A 12,908-nucleotide genomic window follows, 5' to 3' on the forward strand; every position below is an offset into this window, starting at 1 on the left:
ATTTTCCCATGGGTCAGTATCAGCATTATTTACAATCCCCATTTTGCCGACTGGGACTGGGCGTGGCCTTTGCCATGGGGGTTTTCGGACTCTTCCCCGTGCTCGCCCAAGCGACCCAATGCAAGGGAAGTTTAGGGGCGATCGCCATTGGGGATCTCGAAGTCCCTTCCGGAGCCACCTGCATTCTCCGGCAAACTACCGTACGGGGTGATGTCGTCGTCCAACCCAGAGGCACTCTCATTGCCAACGGCGCAGTGATTCAAGGTAATATTTGGGCAAAACAAGCCCTGAGTCTTAATCTCAATGCCGCGACCCAAGTGGCCGGTATTATTGAACGCCCCCTACCCCAACGCTCCCTATTCCAGCGTTAATGGTCGTCTTTTCCCCCAAACAATGGCTTAAACTGCTGCGAATCCATTTTCTCTCGGTTCGGGGTCGCGTTTTTTTCTGGTATTTACTGCTGTTATCAGGGTTCCTCGCCATTTCCTTTCCCCTGATGTTGCACTTGGTATTTAGCAACATTAACCAGCGGGTCAGAAATGATCTCAAGGAAGATGTGTATTTGTTTGAGGGTTTACTGAACAATGACCCCCAAGTGAAACAACGGCTTGCCCTCCGAGAAACCGAGATTTTGCCCCTCTCTACCCCGGCGGATTTGATTTCTCTGTTTAATCTGTATCTGGCCCGTCGGGTACCGGAGGACGACACTTTTATCGTTGGCGTGATTGCCGAGGAATTTTATCGCTCTAGCCCCGAAGCTCTACCACCGACCCTCCAGGCAGATTCTTCTCTTTTGCAACGCTTGGCCCAGGTAAACCGCTGGGAAGAGGGAGTTGATCCGCGTCCCAATTCGGAAACGGGGGATATTTTGTATGTGGCGCTCCCCATCGAAAATGAGACAGGGGATATTCTGGGGCGCTTTATTGCCGTCCATGCTGTAGCGGGGGAACACAATGAAACTCTCACGTCTTTAAAAATTGTTTTTGCGACGTTGATCGGGGTTTTTTGTTTGTCCATTGCGGTGAGTGCCGTGATTGCAGGGCGGGTTTTAGCACCCCTAACTTTAATTTTGAAAACGGCAACAAGCATTAATGAATCCAACCTGACGCGACGGATTCCCATCACCACCCAGGGGGAATTGGCCAATTTAGCCCAGGCTTTTAACTCGATGCTAGACCGACTGGAAACGGCCTTTGAAAATCAGCGGCAGTTTCTCAATGATGTGGGTCATGAACTGCGCACGCCGATCACGATTATTCGGGGGCATCTGGAATTGATGGCGATCGCCAATCTTCCCTTCGAAGAACAAAAAACGGTGGAATTGGTTGTAGATGAACTAGATCGCATGGGCCGACTGGTGCAGGAGTTGATCCTGTTGGCGAAGTTGGAGCGGCCCAATTTTTTGCACTACGAACCGATTGATATAGAGTCGTTTTTAGAAGAGCTCTACACGAAAATTACGGCTTTAACGTCTAGTCCTCGCCAATGGCAACGGCAGGGAATGGTGACGGGAATTCTCTGGGGCGATCGCCAACGGTTAACCCAAGCGCTAATTAATCTCGCCCAAAACGCCGTTCAACACACCCAACCCCATGACGAAATTTGCCTAGGGGTCACTCGCACCGGGAAAAATTTACAATTTTGGTTACAAGATAGTGGGCAGGGAATTGCCGCCGCTGACCAAACACGGATTTTTGAACGGTTTGCCCGGGGCCGCCAAGTACGGGGCACAGAAGGCTCAGGCCTGGGGTTAGCCATCGTTAAGCAGGTGGCGATCGCCCATGGCGGCAGCATTACCGTCGCAAGCGAGTTAAACAAAGGTAGTACATTTACCCTGACGATTCCCTATGACCCAGATTCTGATTATCGAAGACGAACCTAGAATCGCTTCCTTCCTCGAAAAGGGGTTTAAGAGCGAAGGCTTTACGGTGACCATCGCCAGCACCGCCAAAGAAGCCCTAGACTGGGCCTTGCAATATCCCTTTGCCCTGTTGATCTTAGATTTAGGCTTGCCCGATGCTGATGGTTTAGAGGTGCTCCATGATCTGCGCGGTCAGGGGGTTACGGCCCCAATTATTATCCTCACGGCCCGCGACGACCTCGACGACAAAGTAACTGGCTTAAACCTTGGTGCCGACGATTACTTGGGTAAACCGTTTAGTTTTAAAGAACTCCTGGCCCGTGTCCAAGCGCGGTTACGCACCTTTACCCCAAGGGCGACCCCGGAACCGATGTGTCTGAAAACCCAGACGTTGGAGCTAGATCTCAAGGCGCGGCGGGTCAGGCAAGGGGATGTTTGGTTAGAGTTGCCCACCCGTGAATTTATCCTGTTGGAAACGTTGCTCCGCCATCCCGACCAAGTCCTCAGCCGTCAGCAGCTCTTGGATCAGGTGTGGGGCTATGATTACGATCCAGGCTCGAATATCGTCGATGTGTACATTGGCTATCTCCGTAAAAAGTTGGGCAGTGATCTCATCGAGACGGTGCGGGGCATTGGTTATCGCCTCAAGACCTAAACGCCAGGGCGATCGCCTGGTACAGTTGAAAAATTCCGTCGTGGGCAATGTATGATCAGCCGTTTTAATCTGCCAGCAATTTTAGAAGGATATTCCCAGGGCTATTTTCTGATGGCGGATGAGCAACAGCATTTGGGTTGGTATTCGAGTCGGCAACGGACTTTGATTCCCCTAGATGGTCGGTTTCGTTATCCCAAATCCTTGAGGCGATCGCTCAATCAACAGATTTTTACCCCCAAAATTAACCAAGCCTTTGAGGCGGTGTGTGCCGGCTGTGCCAACCGGGACGTGACCTGGATTTCGCCGGAATTACTAGACATTTATCGGGCGTTGCACCGGGCGGGGTGGGCCCACAGTTTTGAAACCTGGCGGGGGGATCAATTAGCTGGGGGGATTTTAGGCATCGCCATTGGTGGAGCCTTTATCGGGGAGTCGATGTTTTTTCAAATTCCCAATGGTTCCAAGGTGGCAATGGTTCTTTTAGTCGAACATCTGCGGCGACAAGGCTTTATCCTGTTTGATGCCCAGTTGCAAAATCCGCACCTAGAGCGATTTGGTTCCTACGTTATTGATAACCAGGATTATCGACGGTTGCTGGCCCAGGCAGTGCGTTTGCGGTGTCAGTTTGCGCCGGATTAAAGAAGGGGAAAGATCTTTTTATAATTAAGGTGAGATTTCTTCGGCAATGGATTGAATGATGGCTTCCCTTGATGATTTGCTACGGGATTTAGAAAATCAACATCGCGCGGCAGCACCACAGCCACCGGACAATGGCCTGGATCAAACCCTAGCGGCCCTCCAGCAGGAATACCAAGCTCGCCCGCAGCCGACTGGGGAAAAGTCATCCCAGGGCGATCGCCTTTCGTCCATGTTGCAGGCCCTCGAACAGGAAACGACCGCCAACAAACTTAAAGATTGTGAAAAAAATCACCGTCTGTACCAAGACATTAACCGACTGATTGCCGAACAGCAAAAGCAAGCCCAACAGCCCCTCCCGGAAACAGACCTCAAGGCGATCGCCGCCGCTGAAAAGCAAAAACAGGCCCAGGCTAAATATTGGCGTACCAAAGCCGAAACTTGGCTTAAGCAACTAGATCCCCTCTCCAATGAAGGGCTCTGGTTTATGGACTTTGCCGAGGGCTATGACTCCCAGCTTGCCGCCGCGATCGAGTATCTGCAGGCATTAGAATGAGGGGACACAATTATTTTTGGCAACCCTGGCAGTAACTATGGATTGGTGGCGCAAACTTCGAAATAATACCCTGGCGCGTTTGGGCGCAATTATCCTGATCACCTTTTATGTCCTCGTCATTGGTGCTGATTTTTTTGCCCCCTATGACCCCTATGTGTCCCAGGCAGATGGTTCTTTAATGCCGCCCACAGCGATCCACTGGCGCAATGGTACCCCCCATGTTTATCCCACCAGCCAGGGGCCGACGGATCTCGACACGGGCGATCGCCAACTGATTGTTGATACCGATAACCCCCAACCGCTGCGCCTCTTTGTGAAAGGCGATCCTTACCAACTATTCCAGATCAAATTGCCCGTGCCCCCGACCTTCGAGGAAAAAATTGTCTTTCCGGGCATCCGGGGCGATCGCCATTTATTTGGGGTGGTCGGCGAGGCCCGCTTTAATCTCCTCGGCACCGACGAACAGGGGCGCGATCAATTTAGCCGCTTACTCCATGGGGGCCGCATTAGCCTGTTCATTGGCCTGGTGGGGATTGTTATTTCCTTTCCCTTGGGGATGCTCATCGGTGGCATTTCTGGCTATTTTGGCGGCTGGATCGATGCGGTCTTGATGCGCTTTGTGGAAGTGTTGATGACTATTCCGGGGATTTATCTCCTCGTTTCCCTGGCGGCGATTCTGCCCGCGAGTTTAACCAGCGCCCAGCGATTCCTCTTGATTGTGCTGATTACCTCGTTCATTAGCTGGTCTGGCCTGGCGCGGGTGATCCGGGGTCAAGTGCTCTCGATTAAAAACCAAGAATTTGTTCAGGCGGCCCAAGCAACGGGGGGGCGATCGCTCTACATCATCACCAAACATATCCTGCCCCAAACGGCGAGCTATGCGATTATCTCCGCAACCCTCGCCGTACCAGGATTTATCATTGCCGAATCGGTATTGAGCTTGATTGGCCTCGGCATTCAACAGCCCGACCCCAGTTGGGGCAATCTGCTCTCCCTAAGTACCAATGCTTCTATTCTGGTCTTACAACCTTGGCTGGTGTGGTCGCCGGCCATTTTGATTATCGTTACGGTGCTAGCCTTTAACCTGCTCGGTGACGGGCTACGGGATGCCCTCGATCCAAAGAGCCTCCAAAACCGCCAAGATTAGACCCTGTTGCGACTAGCCGCTAGGGTGTATTGATTTAAGAAAACGAAAGACTATTGTGAATCCTGGGGTGATTGTTCGTGGCGATGTAACCCTGGGATGTTTTTGTGTTGGGCACAGAAAAAAGACCGGCGACTTTCCGTGTTTCGTCTCGGTCTTCTTTCTGGTTCGCTCCTCACACACCTGTAAGTGTAGACCATCTTTTCTCAAACTGCCATGTTTTTTTCAAGTTTTGTGTCGAAAATTTTAAATAGACCAATCAAAAAAAGCGTGAAAGCTAACGTCACACTGCCTTTGAGTCTTGTGAATTAATTTTCTAATTGTGGGAGATAATGGGCTAAAAATTGGGCGAGATAGGTAAACCACTGCCAATAATGATGGCCTTGGGTGGGATTTTCACGGAGAAAATAAAATAGAGGGCAACGGCGCTGTAATTCCCAGAGAGTTTGTTCGAGGGTGGCAAAAAAGTGAGGTTTGGGTGAGCGATGGAAACTCCCTAGGACACAACGGGCGATCGCCTCTAGGAGAGCTTGCTCCCAGGCGGGCAAAAGAGTTTTTTCAAAATTCCATTGGGGCGTATCAGCAGTGTAGTCAGTGGCGAGGTGACTGAGGTCATAAAATCGTTGCTGTAGGTAATGGCAAGAGAATAAAAGATCTGGGGGCAACTGAGGGAAAATCAGATTTTCTCGCTGTAATATTTGATCTAGCCAGCGGCCGATCTCCGTCGGCATCAAAAAAAATTCTAACCAACCCTGGGGGGTGGCGATCGCCTCATAGGTGAATACCGCCGTTGCAGTTCGGTGTTTTAAATTTGATTGCGGCGTTGGAGTAGTGAGCTGAGCGAGATATGCCTGGGCAATGGTCTGGGGAGGCTGGTGGCTGTGGGCGGCCAATTTTAAGGCGATCGCCGAACGAAAACCGATACCTTGCCGCTGAAAACAGAGCTGGAGCGGAATTTCACTGGCTTTGGCAAGATCTCCCGCCTGGGCGAGGTGTACGCGAAGATCGTTGGTTAAATTGCCATCCTGGGTTATGACTGAAATGGACGCCATTGCAGCTTGCCTGGACTAGGGGGATCTTTTAGGATGATAGAGCTTTCCGCAGCTTTTGCCCGTATTAATGGCCCCTAAAACCGACCCAAGATCAGCTCACTCATATTCACTCTTTTTTTGCGTATTTTTGTGTATCTATTAAGTAATGTCTCAGTTCTTTGCCCTTGACGAAATTAAGCCCCACTCGCCTTTAATCACAGAGTTTTTGCAAGAATGGGCGATCGCCCACTGTCGGAGTCGGACGTTTTTCCAGGAAGAAACCATTCCTACCCGGCCCGGTTTGCTTTACTTTGTCACGAAAGGATTTGTGCGCCTTGAAAGTCGTCTCCGGCATTTCCAACCTTCCCTTTCCCTGGATGGGCAGCCGGTAATTTTGGCGTTTATTGGGGCCGATCAACCCATTGATATCTACCGCAGTCCGATGATCTCGTTCCAGGCGATCGCTCAAGTGGATCAAACAGAAGTCTTTTGGCTCTACTGGGAAGATCTCGACCAGTGGCCCACCCTAAAAAACAACGTATTACAAGCGCTCCGGCACCAGCAGCAACACCAGCGCCTAGAGCAGACCCTCTTGTGCCAACGCAAAACCATTGATCGGCTGTGGCTATACCTAGAAATGTTGGGGCGGACCCACGGCAACCCTTCCCCGGAAGGAATGATGATTCCGTTTCCCCTCACCAGCAAGCAATTGTCTGAGGTTCTGGGGGCCACCCAGGTAACGGTCAATCGCCTCCTCAAGCAGCTCATGCAAGCGGATAAAATTCAACTTACCCAGGCGGATCGGTTTCAGGTTCGCCTCAGCCACTGACCATAAATAAAATTGAAAGGGTTAAAGGGCGAGGATTTGACGCACCTGTTCCATGGTTTCGGTGTAGAGAACATCTTTGCCCCAGCGTTGGAGCTGTTGCCCCAGGAGATGCTCGGTTGCTTGATCGGCCAAGGGGGTGACCTGTTCAATGCGGCAGGATTGCGCACCACCACCCGATTCCATGTGCATACAGCCAGAGGTTTCTGAACAAATCACGGTGCAACAATCGGCATCAAGGTTATTGGAGGTGAGTTTGAGGCTCACGAGATCGCCGACGATATCCCCCACATCGGCCATGGGTAGACCTACTAGTTCAGCCGTAATTGCTTTTTTGTGGCGATCGCCAAAACGAATGCGGTGAATCTCATAATCCCCTGATTCCCGTTCGATGTCCGTCGGATTCCAGCCGAGGCGACTGGCGAGCCAGCCTAAAAACAAAATCGCTTGGGTGGCATTCCCTTTTTCGTAGTTGAGGGTCACATGGTCTACATCCCAGATGGCTTCCCGTCGTTCTGGGGGATCAAAGGCAGCGGCGGTTAACTCTTGCCAAGCTGCTAAACGACTCCAATTGAGATCAGCGGTGTTGGTGCCCTGCTGCAACAGTTCGCATACAACCTTAAGATCCGCTTCAGAATCCCGGAAGCCACTAGAATCGAGAATGAGCGTATCTGCTTCGGCCATCAGCCGCTGAAAAAGGCCATAGTTGCTATCTGGCACTGCTTTCCACCAAACAAATTTTGGCAAGTCTCTCACCATTAAAGCCGTAATTAAGCCCCCAATGCGCTCTAGGGCTGCCGCTGTACCACTCAGGGTAATGTACTCGCAACAAACGAGGGTGCTACCGCCCCGTTTATTAATCGGACAATAAGCCGAGACCTGGGCGGAAACGCCTTCATCTTCGCCAGTGGTGGGACAAAGGGTAATGATTCGACAGGGATTCGCAGCGGCGATCGCATCGGCCACCCCAGAACTACTCAGATCTGCCGAATAGGTCAACGGTTGACAGCCTTGATCCTGACTTTGGCACTCCCACATTTCCCGGAGCTTCGTGAGTAATTCCGGTGAAATCTTACCGGTTTCTTCAAAACCATAGGCTTTTTGAGCAGCGCGAATCGCCGCCACCGTCCGCGAACCAGCGATCCCATCGATTGGCCCCGAATAAAATCCTAAACTTGCCAACAATGCTTGGGAGTCGTCCGGCTCATAGACCAAAAAACTAAAGGTGGTGGCCCGGGTGGCACTCATGCCCTCATCGGAGCGGTAATTTTGCCAGAGTTGCGCCAGTTCCGCTTCAATCTCCTCAATCGAGACATCCTTCGGAGCTTGCAAAGAAACAAGGGGTGCTGAAATAGTCATAATTTTTCCAGAGATTGCTTAGAGAGTTTTTTGCGAAATTTGCGTGCGAAAAGAATTAAGAAATCAAAAATAAACAAACACTGAGAGCCGATATTTGTTCCCTAAAATTGGAAATTCGCCTCTACAACCGACGCCAACGGCGACCATCCCGATTAATCAAAAATTCCGCTTCTGTCGGTTCCCAAGTCCCCGCCTCATATTGGGGCACATTGCTAGGATCCGCTGGCCCATCCCACGCCGCTAGAGCTGGTGTCACCACACGCCAAGCCTCCTCCACCTCATCGGCCCGGGTAAAGAGAGTTTGATCACCGACCATACAATCCAAAAGCAGTCGGGTGTAAGCATCCTGGGTAGCCATAGCAAAGGATGTTCCATAGCTAAAGTCCATATCCACGCTGCGGGTTCTAATATCTGCGCCTGGCATCTTGGCCTCAAAGCGTAGGGAAATGCCCTCATTGGGTTGAATTCGCAGGGCCAGGGTATTGGGATTCGCCTGTTTTGCTGCCGATGGGAAGATCGCCAGGGGCACCTGCTTAAATTGAATCGCAATTTCTGAAACTTTCTTGGGCAAACGCTTGCCGGTGCGCAGATAGAAAGGCACCCCTTGCCAGCGCCAATTATCTACCATAAATTTCATCGCCACATAGGTAGGCGTCGTTGATTCGGGATTGACGCCGGATTCTTCCCGGTAACCGGGGACGGGTTTGCCTTTCATCCAACCGGCTTTGTATTGTCCTCGAATCGCTGATTTATCAAGATTATGGATATCGGCGAGGTGGGTGGCCTGTAATACCTTGGTTTTTTCGCTGCGAATACTGTCGGCATTTAAAGCATTGGGCGCTTCCATCGCCGTTAAACAAAACAGTTGCATCAGGTGATTTTGCAACATATCCCGCAGGGCGCCGGAGGTTTCATAGTAACCAGCACGATCTTCGACACCGACGGTTTCGGCGACGGTAATTTGCACGTGATCGACGTAATGGCGATTCCAGAGGGGTTCAAAGATGGCGTTGGCAAAGCGAAAGACCAATAGGTTTTGGACGGTTTCTTTACCAAGGTAGTGGTCGATGCGATAAACCTGTTCCTCACGGCAGACGTTTTTAACGACATTGTTTAAAACTTGGGCAGAACTGAGATCTTTGCCAAAAGGTTTCTCAATGACGAGGCGGTGTTTGAGAGGATCATTGAGCATCCCAGCCGCCCCCAGATTTTTGATGCCAGGCGGGAAAAACTTCGGAGAGACCGCAAGGTAAAAGACGCGATTACCTCTGGTACCTCGTTTTTGATCGAGTTCGTCTAAAAAGGTTTTAAGTTTCTGGTAACTGTCGGGGTCGTCCATATTGCCGGAACAATAAAAAAGCCCTTCGGCAAAGTTGTTCCAGAGGTCTTCGCTGCCGATGCCGTCAGAAAATTCCTCAATGCCCTGGCGCATTTGTTCGCGGAAGTAATCGTGGCTCCAGTCCCGCCGAGCGACACCGACAATGGTGATCTCCGGTGGCAATAAATTATCTTTTTTGAGGGCGTAGAGGGAGGGAACGAGTTTACGCTGGGTGAGATCGCCGGATGCGCCAAAAATAACGATGATGAGGGGGTCTGGGGTGCGTTCTTGGCGGAGTCCGACTCTGAGGGGATTTTCTTGTAAGGCAACCATAGGGCTGGATTTGAAGGAGCAATGGGGTAATTGGAAGGGGATTTTGATATCCCCGTAACCCCCCTTTCAGAAGGGGGGCTTTTTTTGGTGAGATGGGTTAAATAGTGGCCAATTGTTTGACTTTGGTTTCGAGGGAGTCCATGAGAGATTCAAAGGGTTTGATGAATTTTTCGATCCCTTCTTCGAGAAGTTCGGCCATTACAGCGTCAAGATCGATCGCCACGTCTTCGTCACCGAGGGCAGCAATGATTTGTCTAGCTTGTTCAACATTGGCGGTGATGCGGCTGGCGGGATCGCAGTGGTCGGCACAGGCTTCGATGGTGTCGGGGGGGAGGGTATTGACGGTGTCAGCCCCAACGAGTTCATCCACATACATTACATCGCTATAGTCGGGATTTTTGGTGCCGGTGCTGGCCCAGAGGAGTCGTTGGGGTTTCGCGCCTTTGGCGGCGAGGGCTTGCCAACGGTCGCTACTGAAAATCTCAAGGTAATGTTGGTAGGCAATTTTTGCGTTGGCGATCGCCACTTTTCCTTTGAGGCCGATCAGCTTGCTGGCGACATCTTCGCTGACCCCGGATTTGATTTTGGCATCCAATTGATTGTCGATATTCACATCAATGCGGCTGAGGAAGAAGCTCGCGACGGAGGCAATTTTACTGATATCCTCGCCAGCGGCGGCCCGCTTTTCGAGTCCTTCGATGTAAGCCCAAGCAGTGTCAATGTAGGCTTGTACGGAGAAAAGCAGGGTGACATTCACGTTGATCCCTTCGGCGATCGCCTGGGTGACGGCGGGCAAACCTTCGGGGGTGCCGGGGATTTTGATCATTACGTTGGGACGACCAATTTCCTTGAAATAGCGGCGGGCTTCTTTGATCGTGCTTTCGGTATCCTTGGCAATATTGGGGGGAACTTCAATGCTCACATAGCCATCGAGGGCGTCGGTCTTTTCGTAGACCCCAGCAAAAATATCACAGGCGTTGCTGATGTCCTCAAACACAATGGATTCATAAATTTCGAGGGTGGATTTTCCGGCCGCAATGCCCTGCTTGATCGCTTCGTCGTAAATTTCGTTGCCGGCGATCGCCTTTTCAAAAATCGCTGGATTAGAGGTAATCCCATGGATTCCCCGACTGTCGATCAATTGTGCCAATTCCCCAGAGGTGATTAAATCCCGACTGAGGTTATCCATCCAGATACTTTGACCATAGTCTTCAATATCAATAATCGGGTTTGCGGTAGCCATAGGTCATTACTCCTTTTGTGTGCGGCGATCGCCCCCAAGCTGCGGGTATTAATGTTTTGATACAGTGCGTGGGGGCACTACTCTCAACTTACAAGATCTTTTTAAAAGTGGCCGGGGATTGTTGAGGAAGTTTTCACTTTTTGAAAAAATCTTGACCTGATTTGTGAGGATTACCTCACCTCAAGGGCCGGAGTCTGGATTACTGGGGCGAAAGAATTATTTTAAAGGCTGTTTTAAAACAGGTTAACTTTTCCCTAAAGCCTTGCTTTGCCCAGTGTTGTGACCAGAGAAAAGCTCTTTTTGGATGACGATCTCCCCTAACCCTTGGCATTTCTTAAACAAATATAAAATTACGTCTTAAGTAAAAATTTTTCTTTAGGAAAAAGCATTAAAACTTAAGATTTCACCGCCTCGATTTTCGCTAGGTAAACAATGCCTATTAGAAGGGTTGGATTTCGATGGCGTCCCCATCTTTCAAATAAGGTGCTCCCTTCACCACCAGGCGATCGCCCGCTTGCAACCCCCCTAAAACTTCAATCTGATTGTCGTCTAAAAGTTCCCCAAGTTCGACGGTGACGGCGGTGACAGTATTGTCATCATTCACCCGGAAAACCGTTGCCTGATCGCCATCCTGGGGAATTACGGCTTCTGTCGGTACACCGATCCCCTGGGCCTGGGCCAGAATGATATTGCCCCGCAAAAACATCCCTGGCTTGAGGTCTGTCCCTGGGGGCAAACTAATTTTTAGGGTTGCCTGGCGGGATTGTCGGTCAACGGTGGGGACAATCTCTTGGATCTGCCCCGTGAGTTGAAGATTGGGATCGCGATCACTGGTAATCGCGACGGTTTGACCGATTTCGACCTGATTCAGTTGGGTTTCGGGAATGTTTGCTTCGAGTTCCAATTGCCCTGCTTCTAAAAGATTAAATAGTGGTTCATTGGCGGTACTGAGATCACCGAGTTGAGCGAATTTTTCGAGGATTTTACCGGGGCGCGGTGCCCGGACTTGGGTCTCCCGTAACCGGGTGGTCACTAGGCTAACCTGGGCCTGGGCCTGTTGTAGTTGGGCTTCTGCCTGGGCCAGGGTTTCAAGACGGGGGCCACGGCGCAATTCTTGCAGGCGTTGTTCGGCTTCCCGTAATGTGGCCTGATTTTGACTGACACTGGCGGCGGCACCATCGCGACGGGTGCGGGTTTCATCGAGGGTATCGGCGGCGATCGCCCCAGCTTCAAATAATTCTTGGTTCCGTTGTAGGCGTTGTTCGCTCAGCTTGAGATCCGCTTGGCTCCGACCGAGGGCCGCCCTGGCTTGGTTCACTTGTTCCTGGGCGCGGGCAAGTTCTTCGGAGCGGGCTCCGGCTCTGAGTTCGGCGAGGCGGGCTTGGGCTTGGGCGACCTGGGCTTGGGCTTGGCGGAGTTCTGCCTGGAGGGTGGCATTATCCAGTTGGGCCAGCAGTTGACCGGCTTGGACATTGTCCCCTTCATCCACCAGGAGATTGGTGATCTGGAGACCCGAACGGGCCGCCGTAACCGCTACGATCTCGGCGGGGGTGACGGTACCCACAATGGCCATGGTTTTGGCGATCGCCTGGGGTTCGAGGGTCAAGGTCGTGACAGCTCGCCCAGGGGCTTGATTGGGATTTGTCGTTGGGGCGGATGAGGTTTCTTCCGGTTGGGAGCTGGAAAATTGCCCCCCCACATAGGTGGCGATCGCCCCGATCAAAATTCCGACCACCAAACCAAGCCAGGGTAGCCGCTTCGATTGAGAGGTGATCGCTGGATTATCAGTCGGATCTGGTTTCGGGGCGAGTTGGGTCACGATGGGATATTTGTAATATTGCTTAATAATTATCTTAAAAAATTTTGGGCTGATTTGGTGGCTTTCGCCAGAAGTCCCTGGCAACTTGGGTGACAACCTACCCCGAAAGTTACAGTAGCGGCCCCCG

General features: G+C 51.4%; 12 protein-coding genes. 7 read left to right on the forward strand and 5 right to left on the reverse strand.

The genetic code is table 11. From position 1 onward, the window contains the following. Positions 1–8 precede the first annotated feature (8 nt). The 6 genes from AACQ84_RS07390 to AACQ84_RS07415 are packed head-to-tail and all read left to right on the forward strand — an operon-like array spanning position 9 to position 4,855. Complete coding sequence (locus tag AACQ84_RS07390) at positions 9–371, forward strand: hypothetical protein (RefSeq protein WP_012307064.1); 363 nt, start codon at positions 9–11, stop codon at positions 369–371. Continuing rightward, a complete protein-coding gene (locus tag AACQ84_RS07395) occupies positions 371–1,882 on the forward strand; it encodes a sensor histidine kinase (RefSeq protein WP_012307065.1) in 1,512 nt (503 codons plus the stop codon). The genes AACQ84_RS07390 and AACQ84_RS07395 overlap by 1 nt, the downstream gene beginning before the upstream one ends. After that, the gene (locus AACQ84_RS07400) at positions 1,848–2,516 is read left to right on the forward strand and encodes a response regulator transcription factor (RefSeq protein ID WP_012307066.1); all 669 of its coding nucleotides are present in this window, start codon (positions 1,848–1,850) and stop codon (positions 2,514–2,516) included. Before AACQ84_RS07395 ends, AACQ84_RS07400 begins: the two co-directional genes overlap by 35 nt. 51 nt (positions 2,517–2,567) lie before the next feature. Beyond that, positions 2,568–3,155, forward strand: coding sequence for a leucyl/phenylalanyl-tRNA--protein transferase (gene aat, locus AACQ84_RS07405; RefSeq protein ID WP_012307067.1), 588 nt, complete (start codon positions 2,568–2,570; stop codon positions 3,153–3,155). A 55-nt stretch (positions 3,156–3,210) separates the two neighbouring features. Beyond that, positions 3,211–3,708, forward strand: a complete 498-nt coding sequence (locus tag AACQ84_RS07410) for a salt stress protein, Slr1339 family (RefSeq protein WP_041443485.1) — start codon at positions 3,211–3,213, stop codon at positions 3,706–3,708. 37 nt (positions 3,709–3,745) lie between these two features. Then, on the forward strand, positions 3,746–4,855 hold the full coding sequence (locus AACQ84_RS07415) for an ABC transporter permease (RefSeq protein ID WP_012307069.1): 1,110 nt from the start codon (positions 3,746–3,748) through the stop codon (positions 4,853–4,855). 305 nt (positions 4,856–5,160) lie between these two features. Here the strand turns inward: AACQ84_RS07415 and AACQ84_RS07420 are convergent, their stop codons facing one another. Then, positions 5,161–5,904 (reverse strand): hypothetical protein, encoded by a 744-nt coding sequence (locus AACQ84_RS07420; protein ID WP_012307070.1) that lies wholly within the window; start codon positions 5,902–5,904, stop codon positions 5,161–5,163. A gap of 145 nt (positions 5,905–6,049) precedes the next feature. Here AACQ84_RS07420 and AACQ84_RS07425 point away from each other — a divergent pair, with 145 nt between their 5' ends. Beyond that, positions 6,050–6,712, forward strand: coding sequence for a Crp/Fnr family transcriptional regulator (locus tag AACQ84_RS07425; protein ID WP_012307071.1), 663 nt, complete (start codon positions 6,050–6,052; stop codon positions 6,710–6,712). Positions 6,713–6,733: 21 nt separating this feature from the next. Here AACQ84_RS07425 and opcA read toward each other — a convergent pair whose 3' ends face one another. The 4 genes from opcA to AACQ84_RS07445 all read right to left on the reverse strand — a co-directional run bounded on the left by opcA (position 6,734) and on the right by AACQ84_RS07445 (position 12,781). Continuing rightward, entirely contained in the window at positions 6,734–8,071 is a 1,338-nt protein-coding gene (gene opcA, locus AACQ84_RS07430) for a glucose-6-phosphate dehydrogenase assembly protein OpcA (protein WP_315862060.1), read from the reverse strand. A gap of 118 nt (positions 8,072–8,189) precedes the next feature. Continuing rightward, positions 8,190–9,719: a glucose-6-phosphate dehydrogenase gene (zwf, locus tag AACQ84_RS07435; RefSeq protein WP_012307073.1), complete on the reverse strand. Its 1,530-nt coding sequence runs from the start codon at positions 9,717–9,719 to the stop codon at positions 8,190–8,192. 97 nt (positions 9,720–9,816) lie between these two features. Further along, complete coding sequence (gene tal / locus AACQ84_RS07440) at positions 9,817–10,962, reverse strand: transaldolase (RefSeq protein ID WP_012307074.1); 1,146 nt, start codon at positions 10,960–10,962, stop codon at positions 9,817–9,819. Positions 10,963–11,401: 439 nt separating this feature from the next. Further along, the gene (locus AACQ84_RS07445) at positions 11,402–12,781 is read right to left on the reverse strand and encodes an efflux RND transporter periplasmic adaptor subunit (RefSeq protein WP_012307075.1); all 1,380 of its coding nucleotides are present in this window, start codon (positions 12,779–12,781) and stop codon (positions 11,402–11,404) included. Between the last annotated feature and the right edge of the window lie 127 nt (positions 12,782–12,908).

It is taken from the genome of Picosynechococcus sp. PCC 7002 (assembly GCF_963860125.1).
GTDB lineage: Bacteria > Cyanobacteriota > Cyanobacteriia > Cyanobacteriales > MRBY01 > MRBY01.

Coding starts and splice junctions, on each gene's coding strand:
- AACQ84_RS07390 (WP_012307064.1), top strand. CDS start 9: ATGGGTCAGTATCAGCATTATTTACAATCCCCATTTTGCCGACTGGGA.
- AACQ84_RS07395 (WP_012307065.1), top strand. CDS start 371: ATGGTCGTCTTTTCCCCCAAACAATGGCTTAAACTGCTGCGAATCCAT.
- AACQ84_RS07400 (WP_012307066.1), top strand. CDS start 1,848: ATGACCCAGATTCTGATTATCGAAGACGAACCTAGAATCGCTTCCTTC.
- aat (WP_012307067.1), top strand. CDS start 2,568: ATGATCAGCCGTTTTAATCTGCCAGCAATTTTAGAAGGATATTCCCAG.
- AACQ84_RS07410 (WP_041443485.1), top strand. CDS start 3,211: ATGATGGCTTCCCTTGATGATTTGCTACGGGATTTAGAAAATCAACAT.
- AACQ84_RS07415 (WP_012307069.1), top strand. CDS start 3,746: ATGGATTGGTGGCGCAAACTTCGAAATAATACCCTGGCGCGTTTGGGC.
- AACQ84_RS07420 (WP_012307070.1), bottom strand. CDS start 5,904: ATGGCGTCCATTTCAGTCATAACCCAGGATGGCAATTTAACCAACGAT.
- AACQ84_RS07425 (WP_012307071.1), top strand. CDS start 6,050: ATGTCTCAGTTCTTTGCCCTTGACGAAATTAAGCCCCACTCGCCTTTA.
- zwf (WP_012307073.1), bottom strand. CDS start 9,719: ATGGTTGCCTTACAAGAAAATCCCCTCAGAGTCGGACTCCGCCAAGAA.
- tal (WP_012307074.1), bottom strand. CDS start 10,962: ATGGCTACCGCAAACCCGATTATTGATATTGAAGACTATGGTCAAAGT.